We start from the raw sequence: 24452 nt of genomic DNA, 5'->3' as shown, positions 1-24452 counted from the left end.
CCGGATCATCCGATCGGATTTGAACAACAGAAAAAGGTAAAATAATTCTTCAATTTCCGATAATTTTGATCATTTGTATCAAAATTTATTTTTAATAAGTAACATTACACTGATAGATAAGTCAACATGACTGACATAAAATCTGGAACCAATCCCCTTTTCCTCCGCACAGACGAAATAATGCAGGCGATAGAACTGCTGTTTTTTGCCTATCGTGATTTCACAGGTGAGCCCGATGAACTCCTGGCCGAATACAATTTTGGCCGGGCTCATCATCGTGTTATTCACTTTGTCGGTCGTCATCCAGGCATTACGGTAAGCGAACTGCTTCTTATTTTGCGCATCACCAAGCAAAGTCTGTCTCGCGTTTTGGGACAACTGGTTCGCGAAGGTTTCATCCGCCAGACCCCCGGTCCAGTTGACCGGCGCCAACGGTTACTTAAGCTAACCGCTAAAGGACAAGAGCTTGATGACAAGCTGTTCGAGGTCCAGCGGCAACGTATAGTCCGGGCCTACAAAGAATCCGGGGCAGAAGCCGTCGCAGGTTTTCGTTCGGTCTTGCTGAACATGATGGAAGAAAATGATCGACAACGCTTCAGCCGTTAAGCTCGAAACCAGAAGTGCTTCCTGCACAGTTTCAGGAAAACAGCTCTCTCCTGCTGGACGCTCCAACATAAACTCCCTCTGGGCAAACAACAGCCTAACGCTATACTGGTCAAAATGATAACGGGAAATATACAGGAAATGCCCCCCCACCTGCTGGTTGTTGATGATGACACCCGCCTTCGAAATCTCCTGCAAAAATTCCTCAGCGACCAGGGGTTTATTGTCACCACAGCCGGCAATGCATCCGAGGCACGGGCACAGCTGGCTTCCCTTTCTTTTGACCTGCTGGTTCTCGATATCATGATGCCCGGTGAAAGCGGTCTAGATCTGACTCTCTCGCTTCGCGAGAACACTCAAGTCCCCATACTGCTGCTTACAGCCATGGCGGAAACTGAAAATCGGATAACCGGGCTTGAAACCGGTGCCGATGATTACCTCTGCAAGCCTTTCGAACCACGGGAACTGGTTTTGAGAATTAATGCCATCCTCAAGCGGATTCAATCCGTAGTGCCGGAAACCCAACAAGCCACAGACAATATTGTATTTGGCTCATTCCGTTTTGACATGCGTAAATCTCAGCTCTGGCAGAAAGATGACTTCATCCACCTGACCGATGTAGAAGCTACTTTGTTAAAAACCTTGGCCAGCAAGGCAGGAATGCCCGTCAGCCGGGACGAGCTTATCGAAGAAGGCGTAGAACTTTCTAGTGCCCGGACCGTTGATGTTCAGGTGACACGCTTGCGGCGTAAAATCGAACAGGATCCCCGCTATCCCCGGTACCTTCAGACAGTCAGGGGCATCGGCTATGTCTTGCAAACAGACTGAACCCGGGTGAACGGATAGATGGCAAGAGATACAACAGCTCAGGACAGTCCGGATCAGAACGTCACCACCGATCTGACGACAAGATCCCCTTCATTTTTGAAGCGTTTTCTGCCGCGTTCCCTTCTGGGACGATCCCTGCTGATTATTATCACCCCTCTGTTGCTGGTTCAGGCCATTTCAGTATGGGTGTTTTATGACCGGCATTACGAGACAGTAACCAAGCGCCTGGCCCAGGGTCTGGCTGGGGACATCTCAATGGCGATCCTGCTGCTCGAGAAAGCTGAGACCCCCTATGAACAGGCCCGTATCTTTCGCCTGATGCAAAAAACCACAGATCTCTCCCTGACTCTGCACCATGACATAACCCTGCCGCCAACTGCCTGGACTCCTGACTGGTCTGTACTGGAACGCCGGCTTGATCAAGCAATCAGCGAGCAGATGATTAAAAATTTTGATTTCATACACCAGTATGAAATCGACACTGTCAGCCTCGAGGATCAGGTCAAGATACAGATCCAGCTCGACAACGGCGTCCTGTTGATCCTGGTCCCTAGTAAACGTTTGTTCACCTCGACAACTTACCTTGTCATTCTCTGGATGGTCGGCTCTTCCGTTATCACCTTCGGGGTTGCGGTAATTTTCATGCGCAACCAGGTTCGTCCCATTCAACGGCTCGCCCGAGCGGCAGAAAGTTTTGGTAAAGGGCGGGATGTAAAGGGGTTCAAACCAGAGGGAGCGACTGAGGTCAGACAAGCCTCCGGGGCCTTTATCCGCATGAGATCAAGGATAAAGAGACAGGTCGAGCAACGCACAGCTATGTTGGCCGGGGTCAGCCACGACCTGCGAACACCGCTCACCCGGATGAAGCTTCAACTTGCTATGTCAGGACAGGATGAGGATATAAAAAACCTGCAGACCGATGTGATCGAGATGGAGCAGATGATCAATGGGTATCTGGCTTTTGCCCGTGGCGAGGGGCGCGAGGAAACCACCAGTTGCGAGATAAGCGGTCTGCTCCGGGATTTGATGGATCAGCTTGGGCAAAACAATAACCCGATCGACCTTCATATTGAAGAAGACATCGTCATCCAGTTACGCAAGGAAAGCTTCAAACGTGCCGTTAGCAACCTGGTCACCAACGCCCAACGCTATGCCCGGCACGTTATGGTCTGTGCCAGAAAACGAAAATCGGCTTCCGGTTATTTGCTTGAAATTACCATTGACGATGACGGCCCCGGCATTCCTCCCGAAAGCCGTCTTGATGTCCTTAAGCCCTTCTTCAGGCTTGAACAGTCCCGCAATCAGGCAACGGGAGGTGTAGGTCTTGGGCTTTCCATCGCCAACGATGTAATCAGCAACCATGGGGGTGACTTGTCTCTGGAAGACGCCCCCGGAGGCGGGCTGCGGGCCAGGATACTTCTACCGTTCTAGCTGCATTATCCCTTGGGTTAGTGCATACGGCTTCCGTTAGGGACTTTTTTGTCTGGCGCCAGAAGGACAATCGCCCCCTCGGAATCAGACGCGCCCAGCACCAGAATTTCAGACATAAAACTGCCGATCTGGCGCGGGGGAAAGTTTACAACGGCCATAACCTGACGCCCAATCAGATCTTCAGGACGATAGTGCACCGTGATCTGTGCCGAGGACTTGCGTACACCAATTTCCTCTCCGAAATCGACCCACAGCTTGATCGCCGGTTTACGTGCTTCGGGATAAGGCTGGGCATCAATCACGGTCCCCGCCCTGATATCAACCTTCAAAAAATCATCAAAGCCGATCTGGTCAGTCGCTTCTGCCATTATTTAAAACTCCTTCTTCATCCGGCACATAGTGAAGAGGCGCTTTTATAATGACAAGATCTCTAGGCCGCTTTTTCATTTCGTTTGCTGCAAAATGTTCCCGAACACCTCCGCGCCCAGCTATCAAGCTTGCCCAGCCCCTTGTCGAGTGAGGCCATTGTCTTGACCATATCTTCGCTATCATCTTTCAACCAGACGCGAAAAGCCGCGAGATAAACAGCGCTCAACGCCTTGGTTCTCAAAACGCCTCGAAGTCCACTGGTCGAGATCCCTGCCGCCTCCAACACCAGCCCCATCGAACGGCGCAGATGGCACAACTGGGCAACCGCAGCAAATGGATCGCCGTTCTCGGCCTTGATCACGGCTTTTAAACCTCGTTTGTAAGGGCTAAGCGTATCGAAGCGGTTCATCAAGAGATCAAACAAACGGTCTTTAACAGGTTGCTCCAGGCGGTCTTTTTCCTCCCCATCCATAAGCTGAAGATCAGCTTGAGCTGCCAGATACTTCAAGATAGCAGCCTTGGAGGGGAAGATTGTGTAAAGTTCAGACAGCGGCAGCTTTGCTGCAACCGCGATTTCGGCAAGGGAAAGATTCTGCCAGCCCTGCTCAGTCGAAAGATGCATCGCCGTTTGCAGAATATGCTTGGGAATATCCGTTTTTTTCATGGTCTACCTCCCTAAGTGAAGAATCCACAGGGTATATATAGTAGCAAAAAACTCTTCCCCAAGCTCCTTTTACATCAACAGCCCCCTTGCCTTCTCGAACCAAATTGAGCTTCAAGTTATTCTAGGACAGCTCCCGGCTTCTGCTCGTTGCAGCCGCAACAGCTTTCGTCACGAGTGGTTGGAGCCCGTCTTCCGACATCAGCACCTCAAGTGCTGCCTGGGTCGTTCCGTTCGGGCTGGTCACATTGATACGCAGCTGAGAAGGACTTTCTTTTGACTGATGTATTAATTCCCCAGCCCCGGAAACAGTTGTATCTGCCAATTTCCTCGCCAAGGCTTCCGGCAGACCAGCATCAATCCCGGCTTGCGCGAGACATTCCGCCATGAAAAAGATATAGGCTGGCCCACTCCCGGAAACACCGGTGACCGCATCAATGTGTTCTTCCTGGTCTAGCCAGGCAATTTCACCAACAGCCGCCATGAGTTCCCCACAGGCAGCCTGCTGATTTTCATCTACATTCTGATTAGCAAAGAGAACTGTCATCCCTCGTGAAACCGCTGCGGGGGTATTCGGCATGGTCCTGATCACAGCAACACCCTTGCCCAGTTTCTCTTCAAAGAAAGAGATTTTTTTCCCGGCAACGACAGAAAGGAAAACCGTCTCGGAACGGACAAAGCGTCGATACTCCCCGATTGTTGAATCAATCATCTGGGGTTTAACTGCAAACATCACGAGAACAGGACTGAAATCTTTTGGAACTTCAGCCAGTGTTTCCAGGGTAACAACCCCCTGATCACGATAAACCCCCATGTAGCTTGCCCTGGCACTGGGATCGACAACGGTCACAGAGCTGCCCGGCAGCCCTCGATCCAGCCACCCTTGAAGCAACGCTCCCCCCATTTTGCCACAACCGATAAGCAGCAAAGGTCCATCAATCAACATCACACATATCCCGTCCAGATTATCAAGACAGGAACTTTACGCTTCTCCGGCGACTTCCATCAAGGCCAGATCGACCCCGGCGCTCTCCACAGCGTCTCCGGCACAAACAAGTTGGATAGCTGGCACCAGGCGATCCCATTCTGCCAGAGCCGTTGCAACCAGGTCTTCTGTCAAATCCCCGTTAAAAGCCTGTTGCCCCCGAAGAGGAACAGTATGCCGAAACGCCGGGCTCCCCGTTTCCGGGATCAGATCAAAATGCCCCAACCATAACTGGTTATTGACATTCATCAGTAACTCACAAATTTGGCTATATACCTCCTGGGGAATTTCAACTTCGCCGTGACAGGCGAAGAACATGGCTTCCAGTTCACTTTGCCACTGGAAATGAAGATGAAGCGGACACCAGATCCCGTCGATAACCACCATGAGTTCGAAATCGCTCTCACGTTCAAAGTCCCAGTTACAGTCCAGGACCCATTCTTCGATAACATCAATGGGATTGAATGGTAGCAGCTCACTTGTAGCGTCTGAGTTCATTGCACTGACTCCTCACTGGAATAGCCGGGCAAGATCAAATAGGCGTTGAAGCACCCAAGATATGGGTCATCTCCGACAACGCACTACCAAATATAGACTGCCATAAAATGATTCCGCGATACAAGTGAAAAGATTAAAAACAAAGCCCCGGAAATTTTCCGGGGCTTTGTTCGTTACAGCTACACTGCCAGGCTTCCGCCCATGTCGATCATATCTGCGCCAGAAAATAATCACGGCCAGTGATAAATGACCGATCCAGCAGCATAGTCAACTTTCTGCTTTATCGCTTTTCACAGTTGCCTTGGTCGCTGTCTTTTTAACCGTTGCAGCCGCAGGTTTCGCAGCGGCCTCAATTTCGGACAACCGGGCTTCGAGGGCAGCAACCTTATCAGCCAGATCTTCACCAACCTCGCGCGCCTTAATGGCAACAGCTTTCATCGCTTCAAACTCTTCGCGCGGCACCACATCCATCTGGGACAGTATCCGTTCGAACTGTTCGCGTACCCTTGCTTCTATCTCGCCACGCATTCCTGCCGCAGCTCCCATCGCACTGCTGGCGACCTTTGCCATATCATCAAGAATCCGATTTTGGGTCTGCATCACTCTTTGCCTTTCACAGTGCTTGTCATCATGACGGCTGATTTGAATCAGCTTTGAACTGTCCCTAATATGGCCTCTGCTGGCGACTTCATCAACCGGAGTTCGCACATCCGCGCCCAGAAACAGCCTAGAAACAGAAAGAATACGTAAAAATATCCCCTCCGGCGCTTCTCTCCCGGTGGCAGAAAGCATATATAGGGGAGGATGAAGCAATACAGAGGAAGGTTCTCTCGCATGTATCTCGTAACTGGCGGAGCCGGGTTTATCGGATCAAACCTTGTTGCCGCACTGGTTCAGCAAGGTAAATCAGTCGTTGTTTGTGACTGGCTGGGCAGTGGTGACAAGTGGCGTAATCTGGCACGACATGAACTTGAAGACATCATTCCTCCCGAAAAGATGAAAGACTATCTCTCGCAGCACGGGGAGAGAATCAGCGGCGTATTCCATATGGGGGCCATTTCGGCAACGACTGAAACCAATGGTGACGCCCTGATGGACAACAACTTCCGTCTCAGCAAAACTCTTTGGAATATCTGTGCAACTCGCCGCATTCCTTTCATCTATGCCTCCTCTGCCGCTACCTATGGCGACGGGGAAGAAGGCTTTGATGACGACCAGAGCATAGAGCATCTGGCCAAGCTGCTGCCACTCAACGGCTATGGCTGGAGCAAGCAGTTGTTTGACCGCTGGGTCGCACGCCGGATTGCCAACAACGCGCCGCAACCGCCACAGTGGGCCGGGTTGAAATTTTTCAATGTTTATGGCCCCAATGAGTACCACAAGGGCGGTCAGGCCAGTGTGCCCTACCACCTCTTTAAACAGATCACCACGGGCGAGCCTGCCAAACTTTTCCAGTCTCATCATCCCGATTATTCCGATGGCGGCCAGTTGCGTGATTTCATTTCAGTCGATGACTGCATCAATGTCATGTTGTGGCTCAAAGACAACCGCAAGGTCAGCGGCCTGTTCAATGTTGGCACCGGGCAGGCAAGGACCTTTTCCGACCTAGCGCGTGCGGTTTTTGCCGCGATGGGCAAAAATGAAAACATCAAATATGTGCCCACACCCGAAGCTATCCGGGACAAATACCAGTATTTTACCGAAGCGAACATGACCAAGCTCAAAGCAGCTGGCTATGACCACCCCTTTCTCTCGCTCGAAGAAGGTGTCACCCACTACGTCCAGGAACACCTTGCCCGGGAAAATGCTTACCGATGACACAGGACCTGCTGCTCACCGCTCTGGCTTATCCCGAAATTGACCCCATTGCCGTTTCGATTGGCCCCTTCGCTATACGCTGGTATTCACTGGCCTATATCTTCGGCATTGTCATCGGCTGGCGCTATTGCCGTTGGCTTTGTTTCCAGGCACCGCGTCTGGTACGCCCGATTGCCATGGATGATTTTATGGTCTGGGCAACCCTCGGGATCATACTTGGCGGCCGCTTGGGCTATGTACTGTTCTATAATTTCACCTATTTCCTCAGCAACCCGCTTGAGATCTTTGCCGTCTGGCAAGGCGGCATGTCTTTTCATGGCGGCCTGATCGGCGTGATTACGGCAATGTTCTTCTTTGCCCGTCGCGAGAAAATCCATTTCTTCACGCTGGCCGATGTTATTGCCTGTGCCGCGCCGATCGGTCTGCTCCTTGGACGTCTTGCCAACTTCATCAATGGTGAACTTTTTGGCCGCGTCACCACTGCGGAAATCGGTATGGTCTTTCCCAATGGCGGACCTTTGCCCCGGCACCCGAGCCAACTTTACGAAGCCGGGCTTGAGGGCGTGACCCTGTTCCTGGTTCTCTACCTCGTTGTTCGGCTGGACGGCTTAAAAAGACGGGGACTAATTTCCGGCCTGTTCATGATCGGTTACGGTCTCTCGCGCTCAACGGTCGAGTTTTTCCGCGAACCTGATGCTCACATCGGTTTCCTCTTTGGTGGCGCAACGATGGGCCAGTTGCTCTCTGTCCCCATGATTCTTGTCGGCCTCGCGATTGCCGTGCTTGCCTTCCGGCTGCCTCAACAGATCACGGGACCGGAACACAAGCCGGAAGATATTTCCCCCAAGGCTGCTGACGCTGCTAAAAACAAAGCCGGATCAGGGAAAAAATGACTGCACGAAAGGAAAGTTCTCCGGCCTTTGCCCGCATTGCAAACCGAATTCGTCTGGAGGGGGCCATCACAGTGGCCGATTATATGGCTGAAGTTCTCATCAGCCCCAAACACGGTTATTACATGGCAGGAGAGCCCTTCGGAACAAAAGGTGACTTCATTACAGCCCCGGAAATCAGCCAGATGTTTGGCGAATTGATTGGACTGTGGTTCGCCGACACCTGGTACAACATGGGGGGGCCAACCACGATCAATCTGGTCGAGCTTGGGCCTGGCCGAGGCACTCTGATGTCGGACCTGCTCAGAACCGCAACCATGCTTCCCGGCGTTCCCGGCTTTGTCCAAAGCCTGCAAATCCATCTTGTGGAAATAAGCCCAACCCTCCGTAAAAAACAGAAAGAAGCGCTCGCGGGATATCCTGTGACATGGCACGAGGATTTATCCAGCCTGCCCGAAGGTCCCACATTCTTCCTGGCAAACGAATTCTTTGACGCTCTGCCGATCCGGCAATTCGAACGTGCGCCCCAGGGATGGTGTGAACGTCTGGTCACTCTGTCAGATACGCCAACAGGGGCTGAAGAAACAACAGGGGCAGAAAGTCCTGCCGGTGATGTATCACCCAGCTTGCAGTTCACACTCTCCCCACCGTCAAAAGCCATTGAAACTCTCTTGCCCTCTTGCCTCCGAGAAGCGGCAGAAGGTGCGATTGTCGAACGCTCTCCTCTTGCCTCCAGCTATGCACACGAAATAGCAACACACCTTGACGAACAGGGCGGCGCTGCCCTGATCATTGATTATGGCTGGATAACGCCAACGGCACGCCCCAGCCTGCAGGCCGTCAGAGCACACAAATATCATCCGGTCCTGGAGCAACCCGGGGCGGCAGACCTTTCAGCCTTGGTTGATTTTCCTGCCTTGATCGAAAGCGCTGAAAAGGCCCGCTGTAAATCTCATGGCCCGATCACTCAGGGCGATTTTCTCCGCGCTCTCGGCATTGAACAAAGAGCAGAAATGTTGCGCCGCAACGGCAGCGACGCACAGGTTCTCGATATTACTGCAGCCGAACATCGCCTCACCGCTTTGGACCAGATGGGCGAACTCTTCAAGGTGTTGGCTCTGACATCTCAAGGTTTGCCAACACCTGCGGCCTTCCCGAAAGCTTCAGGCCATGAACACAACAAGGATACGTCATGCTGAACAGCCCCGCTCTTGAAAATCTGAATGGCATCCGGCACGGTTTTTTCACCCGGCAAGGTGGCGTTAGCACAGGTCTGTACAGCTCCCTCAACTGTGGTTTTGGCGCTGACGAGCCAAGAGAAAATGTTCTGGAAAATCGCTCTAGGGCGCTCGCCAGAATGGACAGCCCTGACGCCAGCCTTGTAACGGCCTATCAATTTCACTCTGCCGATGTACATATTGTCGAACAGACTTGGACCAGTCCGGAAGGGGCGCCCAGAGGAGATGCACTGGTTACAAACAGACCTGGAATAGCTTTGGGCATCATGACTGCAGACTGTACACCTGTCCTTTTTGCGGATCCCCTTGCCGGGGTAATCGGCGCAGCCCATGCAGGATGGCAAGGGGCGATCAAAGGTGTCACAGACAGTACATTGCTCGCAATGGAAAAGCTCGGCGCCAAACGTGAGAACATTCATGTCGCCATTGGTCCCTGCATCGCACAGATGTCGTACGAAGTTGGTGCCGAATTCGCACAGCGTTTTTGTGAAGAACAGGAAAGTAATCTGGAGTATTTCATCCCCTCTCCCCGGGAAGGCCGCTTTCTCTTTGACCTGCGCCGCTATGTCGGCAGCAGGCTGAAACAAAGTGGCATCAAACAGCTCTCGGTTTCCAAAAATGATACCTATAGTGAAGCAGACCTCTTTTTCAGTTACCGCCGCTCCTGTCACCTCAAGGAAGCCGATTATGGCCGAGGTCTTTCAGCAATAGTATTGGAAGAATAATGCCGCATCTTCTGTTCTTTTTCCTGCTCTGTTTTCTTGGATTGCTCGCAACCTGCACTTTTGTATGAACCTTCCCGCCCAGAAAAAGAGTGATCAGAAAGATATCTAGAAACACATGAGAGTCTCCGTTTTACTATCCTTGATCGGACTGGCTGCTTTTTTGTCTGCCTGCGGCCCTCTCCCCCGACCTTTTATCGATCCGGCACCAACCCAAAATCCGCTCCTTCACCTTTCGGGAACACAGCCCCTGTCCGTTGCCCTTCCACGCATTGAGTTTGTGGAAAGCCATCCTTTTGAACCTCGTTTGGCTCTCTGGGCCCAGGATACACTGAGCAAGGATTTGCTGGAACAGGGATTGCCAGCCTCAAAATTCCATCCCACAGTCAGCAGCCTGTATCTGGAAAGCCGTTTCTATATCACACCACTTTCTGATGCCCCCTTAAACCAGGACACATCCGCTCTGGAGTCCGAGGATGTCATCTTCAGTCTGGAAACAAGTGTCAGTGACTCCGCAATATCGTCTCCTCTTTTCGAGTTACAGGAACAAACCCAAATTCCCCTGCAGGTTCTCCGCTCCAATCCCAAAATCCTGATGCAGGAACTGATCAGCAGGACTGTCCCCCGCCTGAATCAGGAAATTCTTGCTGAAAAATCTTCAAAGCCTGTGAGACTTGAAGAACCAATCAATTTTCAAAACAACCTGTACCTCAGCGCTCTTCCCGATAGCCTGCCAGAGAAAAGCCAGGAAAATTTAATGATTGAGCTCAGGACTTCCCTGAAGCTGCGTGGAATTAATCTGCAGCCGGAAGCTGACTTGGATACAGGCGACATCACTGCCCCCCTGATCCTGAGACTCGAGATTGACCAGAAACCTGAGACCGACCTGTTGCTTCTGACTTTGCGCTGGACAGTAACGAATCACAACTCTGGAGAGCAAATTGGCTTGATAGAACAAACCAACCCTGTACCGGCCCTGCCGCTCTCTCGTATCATTGACCCTGCAGCCGAGGTTATTGCAGAGGGTGCCGCCCTTGGAATCGCCGATCTTTTGCAACAAAAGAGTCTTCAGAATCAATCTGTTCTCAATTAAGAAAAAAATGAGTCTTTATGGGCGTTTACAGGAATGTCAGGGATTGATAAGTTCCGCCCGTCCAAACTTACAACTATGGGCCCCAACTTTTAGCGAGTTCAGGCCCAGTTAAGCCGGGAATTTTGGCGTGAAAATCTTAACGGGTAACAGCAACCGACCATTGGCCGAGGCCATTTCCGCCTATCTGAATCTGCCCCTGACAAAAGCATCTGTCCGGCGTTTTTCAGATATGGAAGTTTTTGTGGAAATTCACGAAAACGTACGTGGCGAAGATGTGTTCATCATTCAGCCGACCTCCTACCCTACCAACGATAATCTGATGGAACTTCTGGTTACCATTGATGCGTTGAAACGGGGCTCAGCCAGCCGTATCACAGCAGTGATTCCTTATTATGGCTATGCCCGGCAAGATCGTAAATCCGGCCCCCGTACGCCGATCTCTGCGAAACTGGTGGCCAACCTGATCACAACAGCCGGTGCGGACCGGGTGCTGACTATGGATTTACACGCAGGTCAGATCCAGGGGTTCTTTGACATCCCGACAGATAATCTTTTTGCTGCACCTGTCTTTAGTAAAGACATCCAGGAGCGCATGAAAAAAGAACCTCTGACCATCGTTTCACCTGATGTTGGCGGGGTCTTGCGTGCCCGGGCAATTGCCAAGCGTCTTGATGCTGATCTTGCCATCATCGACAAACGCCGTGAAAAAGCCGGTGTTTCCGAGGTGATGAACATTATTGGTGATGTCAAAGGCCAGCGTTGTATCCTGATCGATGATATCGTTGATTCAGCCGGAACCCTGTGTAATGCAGCCATGGCATTGAAAGATGCTGGCGCAACAGCCGTTTCTGCCTACATCACCCATGGCGTCCTTTCCGGTGGTGCCGTTGCTCGTGTTACAGCATCTCCACTGGAAGAACTGGTTATGACAGATTCAATCCAGGCGACCGAAGCTGTTCGCGTTGCCCATAACATACGACAGATCTCCGTGGCGCCTCTTTTGGGGGAAGCCATGCGACGGATCAGTGACGAACAATCGGTTTCCTGTCTGTTCGACTGATCAGCCCCGCTGACGGATTAATTTGACGAAATGCATCCGCCCGTATAAAAGACGGGCGGATTCTACGGCTCAGCACCCCTGGAGGCTGGCCGATACCTGCAACGGCAGCGCGTAATCGCACTGCCGCTGTTTTTTGACTTACTGGAGAATAAAATGAGTGACATCATTAAAGTGAGCGCAGAAGCTCGTGAACGAGCCGGAAAGGGGGCCGCTCGTGCCGCACGTCGCGCAGGATTGGTTCCTGCCGTCATCTACGGTGCGAAAAAGCAGCCAACCATGATTAACATGGACCCGCGCGCAATCATGAAAGAGTACACAACTGGCCATTTCGGTACCCGCCTCTGGGAAATCGAAGTTGATGGCAAGAAAGAGCGTACTCTTCCGCGCGACATCCAGCTTCACCCTGTGACTGACATGGTTGAGCACGTTGACTTCCTGCGCGTTTCTGCCAAGACAACTGTTCATGTCGACATTCCTGTGCACTTCATCAACGAAGAAGCTTGCCCAGGCCTGAAAAAAGGCGGCGTTCTGAACGTTGTACGCTACGACATCGAACTGATTTGTCGCGCCGACCAGATCCCTGAGCATATCGAAGTCGATATGGCCGGATTTGAACTGGGCGACAGCGTTCACATCTCTTCTGTTAAACTTCCAGCAGGAACCGAGCCCGTTATCTCTGATCGTGACTTCACTATCGCGACCATTGCAGTACCTAGCTCTGTCAAGTCTGCCAAATCCGGCGATGCTGACGAAGAAGAAGCAGAAGAAGAAGCAGAAGAAGCTTAATTTCTTCTTTCTGACCGGAGAACTTGAGGAAAGCCAACATGTTAATGTTTGTCGGCCTTGGCAACCCCGGACAGAAATACGAAAAAAACCGGCACAACATCGGTTTCATGGCGGTGGACGATATCGTTCGCCGCCATCGTTTTTCGCCCTGGAAAGCACGCTTTCAGGGGCAGGTTTCCGAAGGCCGCCTTGGAGAGGATAAGATCCTCATCCTCAAGCCGGAAACCTATATGAATGAATCTGGCCGCGCTGTTGGCGAGGCAGCCCGGTTCTTCAAGATTGCTCCCGAAGATATCTATGTATTCTACGACGAGCTTGATCTTGCTCCCGGGAAACTGCGCATCAAACAAGGCGGAGGTTCGGGAGGACATAATGGCATCAAAAGCATTGATGCCCACCTCGGCAAAGAGTACTGGCGGATTCGTATGGGCATTGGTCACCCCGGACACAAGGACCGGGTGACAGGTCATGTGCTGGGCGACTTTGCCAAATCAGAACAGGCCTGGCTGGAGAAAGAACTCGAAGCCATTTCCCGACATGCGGCCTTTCTTGCCCAGCGAGACGACTCCGGTTTCATGTCGCGGGTCGCTCAGGAACTTGCCCCGCCACGCCCGAAAAAAGACAAGACCGAGAATAGTAAGGCAACTGACGGTGTGACGGCAGGCAAAAGCAAGCTGCGCAACGCCCCCGTCGAGCAAACAAGGCCTGCTAAAACTGAAACAGAAAAAACAAAACAGCATGCCGGGGGATGGCAATCCTCCTTGGCGCGCTGGCTTACTCATAGTAAAACGCGCTCAGACGAAAAATAACACACTGCCCCCAGCACAATGATTTGCCTGGGGACACAAGCGAAAGGCGAGAATAATGGGTTTCAACTGCGGCATCGTTGGCCTGCCAAACGTGGGCAAGTCCACCCTCTTCAATGCGTTGACGGAAACCGCCGCAGCAGAAGCAGCCAACTATCCCTTCTGTACAATTGAGCCCAACATCGGCAGGGTCTCTGTCCCGGACTCCCGCCTGGACAAGATTGCTGCCATCGCCAACTCGCAGAAAATCATTCCGACGCAGCTCGAATTTGTCGATATTGCCGGTCTGGTACGCGGTGCATCAAAGGGCGAAGGTATGGGGAACGAGTTTCTCGGCAACATCCGCTCTGTTGATGCCATTGTTCATGTCCTGCGCTGTTTTGATGGCGAAGTCACTCACGTTGATGGTTCTGTTGACCCTATTCGTGACGCAGAAACCGTAGAGACCGAGCTGCTTATCTCCGACCTTGAGTCCGTAGAAAAACAGATTGCCTCCAACACGAAAAAGGCCAAGGGGAACGACAAGGAAGCCAAAGCCAAGCTGGCTGTTCTCAATATCGTTTACGACGTCCTTCAGGACGGCAAGGCAGCACGCACAGCCGACATCTCGGCAGATGACAAGCCGATCTATGACCAGTTGCAACTTCTGACAGCCAAGCCGGTTCTTTACGTTGCCAACGTGGAAGAAGAAAATGCGGCAACAGGCAATGCCTATTCCCGTCTGGTCGAAGAACGCGCCACAGCCGAAGGCGGTATTTGCGTTATCATTTCTGCAGCGATCGAAGCCGAAGTTGCCTCCCTTTCTGATGCAGAAGAAAAGGCAGAGTTTTTGGCTGATCTCGGACTGGAGGAAACCGGCCTGAAACGAATTATCCGCGCAGGCTACGAATTGCTCGGCCTTTTGACCTTCTTCACTGTCGGCCCCAAAGAAGCACGGGCCTGGACTGTTGTGGCTGGCTCTACAGCACCAAATGCCGCAGGCGAAATCCACACGGACTTCGAACGCGGTTTCATTCGCGCCGAAACCATCGCCTATGATGACTACATCGCCTGCAATGGCGAACAGGGCGCAAAAGATACCGGAAAAATGCGGGCCGAAGGTAAAGAGTACCTGACCAAAGACGGTGATATTTTCCACTTCCGCTTTAACGTCTGATTTTCAGGTTCCCAGATCAAGCTCAATAAAAAAGGTGGCCCGCAAGCCACCTTTTTTATTGGGCGATTTAAGCCTGCTTACCAGTACTCAGGATAGCTTCTCTCACGGGACAGATTGTTGGCAACAAGCCCGACCACAAGAAGCACAAGAGTTCCGCTTAAAACCGGTGTAAAAAGAAAGGACCAGTCAGCATTCTCCAGCATCACAACCAAAGGCGTTGCACCAGCCGGGGCGTGTAAAGTCCGGGTCATCTGCATCAGGGCAATGGCCGAGGCCACGGCGATCCCCATGGACAACCAGCCAACCCCCAACGCTTCCATAACGATCAAACCGACAACTGTTGCAATCAAGTGCCCCAGAACCAGATTTCGGGGTTGTGCCAATGGGCTGTTGGGTAGCCCAAAGATCAGAACACAGCTCGCGCCAAATGGTGCCATGATAAAAGGGGCGCCAGCAGCACTGGATAACCAGGCAATAGCAGCGATCGCAACACAGGCCCCTAACCAGCTCCAGAAAATGAAGTGGCGATTGGGGATTGGTGGCACAGCTGCCCCCTGTCCGCGATATTTAGCGAAATGCTGTCTCATATTTAAGTTACCTGGAGGTTGGGCCCGAGAAAATTTTCTGAACAACTGATATAATGGAACAGGCCCGGCATTCTATTTGAAAAAACCAATCAGCTTATAATCAAAACAATACCGCGCCAGAATTGAACAATATGCCTTCTACTGTATCGTTTATCTAACATCAAATGCCAGTACCACACCACAGGCATCCTTTTTATCGAGCCTGAGCCGCTGATCTCCCTCTTTTCGATACGCAACTCTATAATGGTCGAAATAAGCCTCAGTGGTCTTTATATCGGCACACCAAAGATGTATTGCCGCCATATAGAGGTCCCGATCACGGTTTTGTGCTTCCATCCCCGGATAGAAACGGTCCAGATCCTCCTCTGCTATAATTCGGATGACCTGATTAGCTCCCTGAATCTGGATTTCAAGAAAGCCGTCCGAGACAATAACGGCATCCTCGCCAAAGAACTGGGCATAACGTTCAATGACCTCACCGGGATCCGGCATGACATAGACTACCCTGCGTATACCCTGCGCCCCGTTGGGATGAACCAGCCATTGTTTCTGCCAGACGATCTCCGGCGTTTTATGATGACATATAAAGGATGAGATACCTGCCGTGACCTCTTGCCCATAACGCAGCAACTCGAACCGGGGCATCACATCACCACTTTCCAGCTCAAGAATGCGCTTCAGGATATGAGGGCCATCCACTGCTACAGCCTGTTGAGTTAACAACTCGGCTGTTGTGGCAAGCGCCTCTCCACAGAAAGAAACTCCCAGCCCTCCCTGCCCTCTTTTCAGAAACTGGTCTAGGCCGTTGGTATCCTGTTCCGGATCAACAATTCCAAGTAATTCCAGATAATCGTCCGGAAACATGACGCAGTAATTTGCCGTGCCCCAGCCAATGTGTTTGCCCCGCGGTGTCAGCTGAAATCCGAGCCGCAGATAAGCATGGCGCGCCTCTTCAAGCTGGGCAACACCCAACAGCAGATGATCTATTCCCTGTAACGTATCGGCAAACAGCATACTTTCTTCCTCAACGATAAAATCCTGTGCGCTCTCTTCAACGACCATACGACATTTTCAACGTGCTGCGAATTCTCTCATCCTTTGTTGCCCTTGCCTGTCCCAAGATATCATGTCCCAAAAAGAAAAGGCCGCCCCAGTTGGACGGCCTTTTCTTAAATCAGACAGCTTGCTGTCCTAGTGTACCTTGGCGAAGGCCTTGCGCTTCGCCGCATACATGATCAGGGTGAAAATAATCAGGAAGATCATGACTTTCACACCAGTCTGTTTACGGGCTTCCAGCTTAGGCTCAGCCGCCCACATCAGGAAGTGCGAAACATCAGTTGCCATCTGCTCAACAGTCGCTTCCGTGCCATCGCCATATTCAACGTCATCACCGAAAAGGGGCGCAGACATTGAAATCAGGTGGCCAGGGAAGTATTTGTTGTAGGTCAAATTACCAACTTCAACATCTGCTGGGGCATCTTCATAGCCTGTCAGCAAAGCATAAATATAATCAGGCCCACCGACACGTGCTTTCGCCATCAATGAGAGATCAGGAGGCGCCTTGCCATTGTTTACTGCCGCAGCAGCTTTTTCATTGGGATAAGGTGCGACAAACCGATCAGAAGGAAGAGCTGCTCTCTCAAACATTTCCCCTTCATCATTTGGGCCGTCTTCAACGGTATATTCAGCAGCAAATGCCTTGATCTCGTCCTCGTTATATCCCAAATCTACCAGATTTCGGAAGGAAACAAGGTCCATAGAATGGCAGTTGGCACAAACATTTTTGTAAACCTGATAACCACGCTGCATGGAGGCCTTGTCGTAAGTGCCAAAGACACCATCGAAACTCCACTCCTGCTCAGGCAGCTCAACAGCATCACCTGCAGCAAAAACGGGAAGCGAAAGGCAACCAAGCGATACGGCGAAGAAGCCAGATAGAATTTTCTTCATTGGTCTTCCCTCTCTCAGGACTTCATTACGGCTTCATGGATTGAGCTCGGCAATTCCCGCGGACGTTCGATCATCGGCAAAATCACAGGCATCATCACCAGGAAGTGGAAGAAGTAATAGGCTGTTGCAACACGGCTGGCGATAACATACCAACCTTCAGCAGGCTGACCACCGAGATACCCCAGCGCCAAACCGTTGAGCAGGAAGACCCAGAAGAAAATCCGGGCAACTGGACGGAACTTGCAACTGCGGATCGGAGAACGATCCAACCATGGCAGAATGAAGAGCACGGCAATCGCGCCGAACATCGCCAGAACACCACCAAGCTTGTCAGGGATCGCCCGCAGGATCGCGTAGAACGGCAGGAAGTACCATTCTGGCACAATATGCGCAGGTGTCGAAAGCGGATTTGCTGGAATGTAGTTATCCGGATGTCCCATGTAGTTTGGTGCCCAGAACAGGAAGACAGAGAAAGCCAGCAGGAAGACGCCAACACCGAATAGATCTTTGATGGTATAGTAAGGCTGCATCGGCAGGCTGTCCTGTGGACCCTTCATATCAATGCCCAGCGGGTTGTTTGAGCTCACTGTATGCAGGGCAATCAGGTGCAGCATAACAACAGCCACAATGATAAAGGGCAGCAGGTAATGCAGGGCAAAGAACCGGTTCAGGGTCGGGTTATCAACCGAGAAACCACCCCAGAGCCAGGTCACGATGTTCTCGCCGACAATCGGAATGGCTGAGAAGAGGTTGGTGATCACAGTCGCACCCCAGAAGCTCATCTGGCCCCATGGCAATACGTAGCCCATGAAAGCAGTCGCCATCATCAGCAGGAAGATCACAACACCCAGCTGCCACAGCAGCTCACGCGGTGCCTTGTATGACCCGTAATAGAGCCCACGGAACATGTGGATATAAACGGCAATGAAGAAGAATGACGCCATATTCATGTGAATATAGCGGATCAACCAGCCGTTGTTTACATCGCGCATGATCCGCTCAACCGAGTTGAAGGCAAGATCGACATGCGCGGTATACTGCATGGCAAGAATAATCCCGGTCACAATCATTGTAACCAGGGCAAAACCTGCGAGAGAACCGAAGTTCCAGAGATAGTTCAGGTTCTTTGGCATCGGGTATTCGTAGATGCTGTGATGCATCACGGAAATGATCGGCAAGCGATCTTCGACCCACTGAACAACTTTGTTGTTAGATTTAAAGCTCATGACGCGCCCCTTAGCCGATCTTGATTGAACTGTCAGTCAGGAAGACATACGGAGGCACTTCCAGGTTCTTTGGTGCCGGACCCTTACGGATACGACCGGAAGTGTCATAGTGAGAACCATGACAAGGGCAGAACCAGCCGCCAAACTCGCCACGGGATTCACCCGTTTTCTGTCCCAACGGCACACATCCAAGGTGTGTACAAACACCCACAAGAATAAGCCATTCAGGTTTTTCAACACGATCAGCATCAGGCTGAGGATCTGGCAGGTCCGCCAGGGGTGTTTCTTCAGCTGTATTGATCTCTGCACCTGTGCGGCGGCGGATAAACACTGGTTTACCACGCCAGGTAATGGTCACACTCTGACCTTCCTCGATCGGAGCCAGGTCCACCTCGGTAGAGGATAGAGCCAGAACATCCGCGGATGGGTTCATAGAGTCGATCATTGGCCACAAAGCCCCGGCCGCACCGACTACTGTCATAGCCCCGGCCGTTAGGTACAGAAATTCACGCCGGGTCTCGCCGGACCCTTGGGCGGAATTCGCAGGAGTCGCGCCGTCTGCCATTTGTGTAATCCCTATTTTCATCTCTCAATCAAACAGCCCCTGATTAGGAAACTGCATTATGATACAGGCGATTTGAGCGAACGCTCTTGTCTAACCCGTTGTGCGCCCCCATCTAAGCATTGCTAGGATCAGGTTCGGATGTGACATCCTGTCGCGGTTAGGGTTAGTCCCATATTCAGTGACAGGCTATAAAGGATTTGTCATCGAAACGCAAAGACTCTAAGTGTGAGTCGGGCAGGAAAATGTTGTTTTTTTTCTCTGCTGGCACCCTTCAACCTCCTCATATTCCTGATTTTACATCATGCGCCTTGCTCTTTACCAACCGGATATCCCCCAAAACACCGGAACCATGCTGCGTCTTGCCGCCTGCATGAAGGTTCCCGTTGACCTGATCGAACCCTGCGGATTTGTCCTTAACGACAAAAAGCTGAAACGTTCGGGCATGGATTATCTCGAACAGGCCGAACTGCTTCGCCACAGTTCCTGGAACGCTTTCCTCAGCCAAAGAAACACAAAAGAAACCAAAGGCCGCCTTGTCCTGCTCTCGACCAAAGCCGACTGCAGCTACACCGATTTTGCCTTTGGACCAAACGACACTCTGATGGTCGGACAAGAATCTGCCGGCGTTCCCGAAGATGTTTACAACTATGCGGATGCTCGAATAATTATCCCGATGACCCAAGGAGTCCGATCCCTCAATGTTGCGGTTTCTGCTGCAATGGTCCTGGGTGAGGCTCTGCGCCAGACAGCTAGCTTTCCTGAACTGAAAGTTCTATAAAAATTCTACGTTGCCCCCATCTTCTGTCCCCAGATCATCTGAAAAGAAACAGACGAGATTATTAATGTACGAACGCCAGGCTCCGAATAAAGACTTTCCAGATCACGCTGCTCCGGCAAACCATAAAGAACAGGCGCAGGACTGGTTCCGCAGTCTGCGTGATCAGATCTGTGCAGTATTTGAAACGCTGGAAGACGAACTGGCAGGCCCTGTTCTTGAGGGGCAAGGCAGCCCGGCAGCAGGCCGATTTGAACGCAAAGTCTGGGAACGAGATGGTGGCGGAGGCGGTGAAATGTCGATCATGCATGGGCGCCTGTTCGAAAAGGTTGGCGTCAATATCTCTAGCGTGATGGGGGAATTCAGCGAAGAATTTGCCCAGCGCATTCCAGGAGCCAGCAAAGACCGGCGTTTCTGGGCGAGTGGCATTTCACTTGTTGCCCACATGCGCTCCCCCCTGGTTCCGGCTGTTCACATGAATACCCGTCACATTGTAACCACGACCAGCTGGTTTGGCGGGGGCGGTGATCTCAATCCAATGTATCCGGTCGAACAGGACACAAAGGACTTTCACCAGGCATACAAAACGGCTTGCGACAGGCATAATCCCGGTTATTACCCAACCTTCAAGGAATGGTGTGACGAATATTTCTTCATTCCTCATCGCAACGAGGCGCGGGGTGTTGGCGGAATTTTTTATGATTACCTCAACACTGGTGACTGGGCTGCCGATTTTTCCTTCACACAGGATATTGGCCGTGCTTTTCTGGAGATCTATCCTCAACTGGTGCGCAGGCACATGCGGAAAAGCTGGACAGACGAGCAACGCAAACATCAGCTGTTCCGCCGCGGACGCTACGCCGAGTTTAATCTGCTTTATGACCGTGGCACCATGTTCGGATTAAAAACCGGCGGCAACGTCGAAGCCATTCTAATGTCCATGCCCCCCGAGGCAGCCTGGCCCTGAGCAGAGACCTGAAACAATGAGCCAACATTCCTGTGCTGCACTGATTGAAACTGACCGCTTGAGGCTGCGAGAACTCAACGAAGGCGATGCACCTTTTATCCTGGCGCTTCTCAACGATCCCTCCTTCATCAAGTACATCGTGGACAAGGGCGTCAGAACCCTTGAACAGGCAAGAGATTATATAAAAACCGGCCCGATCGCCAGCTACCGGAAAAATGGCTTTGGACTTTATCTCACTGAATTAAAAGAGAACGGTAGTCCTATCGGCATGTGCGGGCTGGTCAGCAGACCCGGGCTTGATCACCCTGATATCGGATACGCCTTTATGCCCGAGCACTGTGCCAAAGGCTATGCCACAGAATCGGCAAGAGCTGTTCTCGACTATGGCAGGAATATTCTGAAACTTGATAAGATTGTTGCAATAACCAGTCCCGACAATCAGGCCTCAGCCAGAGTACTCGAAAAAATTGGCCTGAAATTCCTCTATGAATTCCGCCTTGAAGGATATGATACCGATAGCCGTTATTATGCCTAAAGCGTCTTTGGTATAATCAGAAACGGAAAAAAGTGCTTCAGCTATTTGTTCTGTCGCGCTTTCTTCAGAGGCGTTCCTTGCCCAAGGCAAAGGCCACACATTCTGACACTGTCGGTTTGAAATCCTGTTCAATCCACCAGTCTTCTGTTGTTTTTATCACACGCCCCACACGGGGGCCTGGCGCCATCCCCGCAGCGAGAAGATCCCGGCCCTGAAGAGGAAAAAAGACGGGACGCCAAAGTGCAATCTGTTCCTTGATACACCGGGCATTTTCGGGCTCGAAGTTCTGAGACTGAACAGCCATATCAAGTCGCAGCAAATCAGATACAAGCCCCGCTCCCAAACGATAGAGCACAGCGCGAACTTCTTCCTGTGTCAGCTCCAGATTTACCTTCTGTTCCGGCAGGGCAAGAGAAAGGAAATGTTGCTGCTCTGCACCGGAGAACCGTAACCTTTCAGGCAGGCTCTTTAGCTCTTCTTCCACACTCCCTGCCGTCAGAGCAACCAGCCGAGCCAGAGGATCCCGGCGCCCTTCAAGCTTGATAAAGCGCTCAAAGACCAAGGTATCTTCAACATCGGGCAGAAAGTGTCGGAAAATTCCGTTTTCCAGCATGGACTGAACAGCATGTACAGGATTCGGAGCCGCCAGCAACCGCAGCAACTCTGATCGAACACGTTCCGCCGACAGCCCCTTGAGCAGATGCGCCTTGTCCCGTGTTGCTGCAAGACCGAGGGAATCTATCGTCTCTCCACCATACCAAGCTTGAAAGCGGAAAAACCGCAGCAGCCGCAAGGCATCCTCCTCGATCCTGGTCGCTGCATCGCCAACAAAACGGACGCGCTGTTGTTTCAGATCCTCAACCCCACCAAAAGGATCAAAAACCCGTCCGGTGAGCGAACAGGAAAGAGCATTGATCGTCAGATCTCGGCGCGCCGCATCCTCCACCCAGTTATCGGTATAGGCAACTTTGGCATGCCGCCCATCGGTTTCCAAATCCAGCCGCAGCGTTGTGATTTCATAGGTTTTATGATTACAGACAGCGGTGATGGTTCCGTGATCAATCCCGGTAGGAACAGCTTTGATCCCTGAAGACTTGAGCAGTTCCATAACAACTTCTGGCAAATCCGGCGTGGCAATATCGATATCTTTGATCTCGCGCCCGGCCAAGGCATCGCGGACACATCCGCCGACGAATCTCACGTCCTGCCCTGCAGCACTCAAGGCCCGCATAACGCGCAAGGTTTCCGGCACCTGCATCCAGGACTGTGGTTCTAGCTGGAAAGTATCAGTCATAAATCAGAGACAGGTTTTTCAATCGATGGGGGGGTGTATTTGGGCGGCGTCAGACTGTCTCCTGGCGCAGGGCCAGTAGAGCGGGAAAAATGGAAAGCAAGAGCCATTCCAGACAGGACAACACCCGCGAGAAACAACCCGGCCCAGGGGCCACGTTCGATCCAGGGAAGTTCGGCCTCGTCCTGCTCTCCATCAACAGTGGTTCTTTTGCTCCGCGTCAGCAGATAATAGATAAAGTAAAGCGCAAAGGGCAAAACAACAGGCAGTAAAATCAGAAGGAGACGTGTCAACATCAGCTGTTTTCTATCCGTTCAGAATCCAGAGTTTCAGGGCGAGCAAGAATATCACAGAGATTGACAATCATCCCTGCTGTCGCCCCCCAGATAAAGTATTCCTGATAGGGGAAGGCATAATAATATCTTTTGCGCCCTTCAAACTCCCTGTTATGCCGTTGGCGGCTTCCCGGTTTGAGAAAGAAACTCAAGGGGACTTCAAACACCTCGGCAACCTCAAAACTGTCCGGGTCGACAGGGAAAGGTGGTTTGATAAGGCCAACAACCGGCGTAATCTCAAAACCTGTCCGGGTAATGTAGGTATCCAGGCGACCAATCAGGGAAACATGGCTTCGAGGGACACCAACCTCTTCTTCGAACTCCCGCAGGGCGGCATCTTCCTGATCCAGATCCCCCGGATCAATGCGCCCGCCAGGGAAACTGACCTGCCCGGCATGGTCATGGAGATGATCGGTACGACGTGTCAACAAAAGCGTGAAACCATCAGGGCGCTCGACCAAGGGCACAATGACAGCAGCAGCAACAAGAGCTTTATCCGGTTCATAAAAATCGGGGTTCATATCGTGATCACCACGGACAAAAATCTCGTTCCGCGACTGGGCACTGTCAATCACAGCTCCAGATACTGCATTTCGTTTCTCTCCATCAAGCGAAATTCCAGCAAATAAGGATGACAGCTGTCCTGCGGTCCAGTCTCTTTCCCAGTCACTCATCTATTTGTTCGACATTCCCGAAAACATGAAACTTTCCTTTGCTCCAGACCCCAATTTTGTCTTCTCGGACCTCGGCGAGGTCAACGAGTTGGTAGTAAACCGAGCGTAATACACGTGCTTCCAGCCCGTCTCTCACCAATAGATAGGGAACCGGAACCTCTTTTTCACTGTTATTCTGTATCTCTCCTGCAGCTCCACTCTCCGTCTCAAACCGAATCGGATGATCTCCATCCAGATCAAACCAGCTATCAACATTGTTTCGAAAGGAAACAATCCTGTTCTGCCCCTCGCCACTATGGCGTATTTCGACGGCAACAAAAGGACTATCCTCAACAAGTATCCTGGCCCGTTCAACGGGTGTCACCAACCAGTAGGCTCCTTCTGCATCCCGCCTAAGAACAGTTGAAAACAGCCGGACAAGAGGTTTGCGTTCAATCCTCCGGCCCTCGTGATACCACTGCCCATCCCGCGCGATTCTCATGTCGACATCACTGGTCAATGGCAGAGCAGCAACAGCTTCTTTTATGGCAGTGTCATCAGTTATTTTCTGTTTATCTTTTTCCATGAATAGCCTCTCCTCCGGGTAACTGCCTTCACCCAATC

At 51.7% G+C, this 24452-nt stretch carries 29 protein-coding genes; 15 read left to right on the top strand and 14 right to left on the bottom strand.

Annotation, left to right across the window (positions count from 1 at the left end; genetic code table 11):
- The first annotated feature begins 126 nt into the window (after nucleotides 1-126).
- The 3 genes from B152_RS0104080 (at nucleotide 127) to B152_RS0104070 (ending at nucleotide 2862) form a co-directional block, all read left to right on the top strand.
- The gene (locus B152_RS0104080; RefSeq protein ID WP_026261269.1) at nucleotides 127-606 is read left to right on the top strand and encodes a MarR family winged helix-turn-helix transcriptional regulator; all 480 of its coding nucleotides are present in this window, start codon (nucleotides 127-129) and stop codon (nucleotides 604-606) included.
- A gap of 138 nt (nucleotides 607-744) precedes the next feature.
- Nucleotides 745-1431: a response regulator gene (locus B152_RS0104075; protein ID WP_020591112.1), complete on the top strand. Its 687-nt coding sequence runs from the start codon at nucleotides 745-747 to the stop codon at nucleotides 1429-1431.
- 18 nt (nucleotides 1432-1449) lie between these two features.
- A complete protein-coding gene (locus B152_RS0104070) occupies nucleotides 1450-2862 on the top strand; it encodes an ATP-binding protein (RefSeq protein ID WP_020591111.1) in 1413 nt (470 codons plus the stop codon).
- 17 nt (nucleotides 2863-2879) lie between these two features.
- Here B152_RS0104070 and B152_RS0104065 read toward each other — a convergent pair whose 3' ends face one another.
- From B152_RS0104065 to B152_RS22425, 5 genes are all read right to left on the bottom strand, one after another.
- On the bottom strand, nucleotides 2880-3230 hold the full coding sequence (locus B152_RS0104065) for a tRNA-binding protein (protein WP_020591110.1): 351 nt from the start codon (nucleotides 3228-3230) through the stop codon (nucleotides 2880-2882).
- 62 nt (nucleotides 3231-3292) lie between these two features.
- Nucleotides 3293-3895 carry a TetR/AcrR family transcriptional regulator gene (locus B152_RS22430; RefSeq protein WP_020591109.1) on the bottom strand — a complete coding sequence of 201 codons (603 nt, stop codon included), beginning with the start codon at nucleotides 3893-3895 and terminating at the stop codon, nucleotides 3293-3295.
- Nucleotides 3896-4016: 121 nt separating this feature from the next.
- Entirely contained in the window at nucleotides 4017-4838 is an 822-nt protein-coding gene (gene proC / locus B152_RS0104055) for a pyrroline-5-carboxylate reductase (RefSeq protein ID WP_020591108.1), read from the bottom strand.
- A gap of 36 nt (nucleotides 4839-4874) precedes the next feature.
- Nucleotides 4875-5375, bottom strand: a complete 501-nt coding sequence (locus B152_RS0104050) for a type III secretion system chaperone family protein (RefSeq protein ID WP_020591107.1) — start codon at nucleotides 5373-5375, stop codon at nucleotides 4875-4877.
- A gap of 267 nt (nucleotides 5376-5642) precedes the next feature.
- Entirely contained in the window at nucleotides 5643-5975 is a 333-nt protein-coding gene (locus B152_RS22425) for an accessory factor UbiK family protein (protein WP_033405719.1), read from the bottom strand.
- Between the two features lie 234 nt (nucleotides 5976-6209).
- Between B152_RS22425 and rfaD the strand changes: the two genes are divergently transcribed.
- The 9 genes from rfaD to ychF all read left to right on the top strand — a co-directional run bounded on the left by rfaD (nucleotide 6210) and on the right by ychF (nucleotide 14944).
- Nucleotides 6210-7193: an ADP-glyceromanno-heptose 6-epimerase gene (rfaD, locus tag B152_RS0104040; RefSeq protein ID WP_020591105.1), complete on the top strand. Its 984-nt coding sequence runs from the start codon at nucleotides 6210-6212 to the stop codon at nucleotides 7191-7193.
- 11 nt (nucleotides 7194-7204) lie between these two features.
- Nucleotides 7205-8086, top strand: coding sequence for a prolipoprotein diacylglyceryl transferase (gene lgt, locus B152_RS0104035; protein ID WP_157230816.1), 882 nt, complete (start codon nucleotides 7205-7207; stop codon nucleotides 8084-8086).
- Nucleotides 8083-9282 (top strand): class I SAM-dependent methyltransferase, encoded by a 1200-nt coding sequence (locus B152_RS22420; protein ID WP_020591103.1) that lies wholly within the window; start codon nucleotides 8083-8085, stop codon nucleotides 9280-9282. Before lgt ends, B152_RS22420 begins: the two co-directional genes overlap by 4 nt.
- On the top strand, nucleotides 9276-10046 hold the full coding sequence (pgeF, locus tag B152_RS0104025; RefSeq protein ID WP_020591102.1) for a peptidoglycan editing factor PgeF: 771 nt from the start codon (nucleotides 9276-9278) through the stop codon (nucleotides 10044-10046). The genes B152_RS22420 and pgeF overlap by 7 nt, the downstream gene beginning before the upstream one ends.
- 115 nt (nucleotides 10047-10161) lie before the next feature.
- Nucleotides 10162-11136 carry a hypothetical protein gene (locus B152_RS0104020; protein WP_020591101.1) on the top strand — a complete coding sequence of 325 codons (975 nt, stop codon included), beginning with the start codon at nucleotides 10162-10164 and terminating at the stop codon, nucleotides 11134-11136.
- Nucleotides 11137-11263: 127 nt separating this feature from the next.
- Nucleotides 11264-12196 (top strand): ribose-phosphate pyrophosphokinase, encoded by a 933-nt coding sequence (locus B152_RS0104015; protein ID WP_020591100.1) that lies wholly within the window; start codon nucleotides 11264-11266, stop codon nucleotides 12194-12196.
- A 153-nt stretch (nucleotides 12197-12349) separates the two neighbouring features.
- Complete coding sequence (locus tag B152_RS0104010; RefSeq protein ID WP_020591099.1) at nucleotides 12350-12982, top strand: 50S ribosomal protein L25/general stress protein Ctc; 633 nt, start codon at nucleotides 12350-12352, stop codon at nucleotides 12980-12982.
- A gap of 38 nt (nucleotides 12983-13020) precedes the next feature.
- Nucleotides 13021-13791: an aminoacyl-tRNA hydrolase gene (gene pth, locus B152_RS22415; RefSeq protein ID WP_020591098.1), complete on the top strand. Its 771-nt coding sequence runs from the start codon at nucleotides 13021-13023 to the stop codon at nucleotides 13789-13791.
- 55 nt (nucleotides 13792-13846) lie between these two features.
- Complete coding sequence (gene ychF / locus B152_RS0104000; protein WP_020591097.1) at nucleotides 13847-14944, top strand: redox-regulated ATPase YchF; 1098 nt, start codon at nucleotides 13847-13849, stop codon at nucleotides 14942-14944.
- Between the two features lie 77 nt (nucleotides 14945-15021).
- On the opposite strand, the gene B152_RS0103995 is transcribed toward ychF, so the two are convergent.
- From B152_RS0103995 to petA, 5 genes are all read right to left on the bottom strand, one after another.
- Nucleotides 15022-15531, bottom strand: coding sequence for an HPP family protein (locus B152_RS0103995; protein WP_020591096.1), 510 nt, complete (start codon nucleotides 15529-15531; stop codon nucleotides 15022-15024).
- A 150-nt stretch (nucleotides 15532-15681) separates the two neighbouring features.
- Nucleotides 15682-16593, bottom strand: coding sequence for a VOC family protein (locus tag B152_RS24930; protein ID WP_020591095.1), 912 nt, complete (start codon nucleotides 16591-16593; stop codon nucleotides 15682-15684).
- A gap of 129 nt (nucleotides 16594-16722) precedes the next feature.
- Nucleotides 16723-17481 carry a cytochrome c1 gene (locus B152_RS0103985; RefSeq protein WP_020591094.1) on the bottom strand — a complete coding sequence of 253 codons (759 nt, stop codon included), beginning with the start codon at nucleotides 17479-17481 and terminating at the stop codon, nucleotides 16723-16725.
- A 14-nt stretch (nucleotides 17482-17495) separates the two neighbouring features.
- The gene (locus B152_RS0103980) at nucleotides 17496-18707 is read right to left on the bottom strand and encodes a cytochrome b (protein WP_020591093.1); all 1212 of its coding nucleotides are present in this window, start codon (nucleotides 18705-18707) and stop codon (nucleotides 17496-17498) included.
- A 10-nt stretch (nucleotides 18708-18717) separates the two neighbouring features.
- Nucleotides 18718-19272 carry a ubiquinol-cytochrome c reductase iron-sulfur subunit gene (petA, locus tag B152_RS0103975; RefSeq protein ID WP_026261265.1) on the bottom strand — a complete coding sequence of 185 codons (555 nt, stop codon included), beginning with the start codon at nucleotides 19270-19272 and terminating at the stop codon, nucleotides 18718-18720.
- 301 nt (nucleotides 19273-19573) lie between these two features.
- Between petA and B152_RS0103970 the strand changes: the two genes are divergently transcribed.
- The 3 genes from B152_RS0103970 to B152_RS0103960 all read left to right on the top strand — a co-directional run bounded on the left by B152_RS0103970 (nucleotide 19574) and on the right by B152_RS0103960 (nucleotide 21549).
- A complete protein-coding gene (locus B152_RS0103970; RefSeq protein WP_020591091.1) occupies nucleotides 19574-20050 on the top strand; it encodes a tRNA (cytidine(34)-2'-O)-methyltransferase in 477 nt (158 codons plus the stop codon).
- Between the two features lie 64 nt (nucleotides 20051-20114).
- Entirely contained in the window at nucleotides 20115-21014 is a 900-nt protein-coding gene (gene hemF, locus B152_RS0103965; RefSeq protein WP_020591090.1) for an oxygen-dependent coproporphyrinogen oxidase, read from the top strand.
- 16 nt (nucleotides 21015-21030) lie between these two features.
- Nucleotides 21031-21549, top strand: a complete 519-nt coding sequence (locus B152_RS0103960; RefSeq protein WP_020591089.1) for a GNAT family N-acetyltransferase — start codon at nucleotides 21031-21033, stop codon at nucleotides 21547-21549.
- A gap of 64 nt (nucleotides 21550-21613) precedes the next feature.
- On the opposite strand, the gene B152_RS22405 is transcribed toward B152_RS0103960, so the two are convergent.
- From B152_RS22405 to B152_RS0103940, 4 genes are read right to left on the bottom strand one after another with little or no spacing between them, the layout of a single operon-like run.
- The gene (locus B152_RS22405; protein WP_033405423.1) at nucleotides 21614-22843 is read right to left on the bottom strand and encodes a CCA tRNA nucleotidyltransferase; all 1230 of its coding nucleotides are present in this window, start codon (nucleotides 22841-22843) and stop codon (nucleotides 21614-21616) included.
- Nucleotides 22840-23136 (bottom strand): hypothetical protein, encoded by a 297-nt coding sequence (locus B152_RS0103950; protein ID WP_020591087.1) that lies wholly within the window; start codon nucleotides 23134-23136, stop codon nucleotides 22840-22842. The genes B152_RS22405 and B152_RS0103950 overlap by 4 nt, the downstream gene beginning before the upstream one ends.
- Nucleotides 23136-23849, bottom strand: coding sequence for a CoA pyrophosphatase (locus B152_RS22400; protein ID WP_020591086.1), 714 nt, complete (start codon nucleotides 23847-23849; stop codon nucleotides 23136-23138). Before B152_RS22400 ends, B152_RS0103950 begins: the two co-directional genes overlap by 1 nt.
- A complete protein-coding gene (locus B152_RS0103940; protein ID WP_020591085.1) occupies nucleotides 23842-24414 on the bottom strand; it encodes a DUF1285 domain-containing protein in 573 nt (190 codons plus the stop codon). The genes B152_RS22400 and B152_RS0103940 overlap by 8 nt, the downstream gene beginning before the upstream one ends.
- Nucleotides 24415-24452: the final 38 nt, after the last annotated feature.

This window comes from Kiloniella laminariae DSM 19542 (genome assembly GCF_000374005.1).
Taxonomy (GTDB): Bacteria; Pseudomonadota; Alphaproteobacteria; order Kiloniellales; family Kiloniellaceae; genus Kiloniella; species Kiloniella laminariae.
Note: the sequence above shows the minus strand (reverse complement) of the source record. Positions and strands in the feature narration are given on the sequence as shown.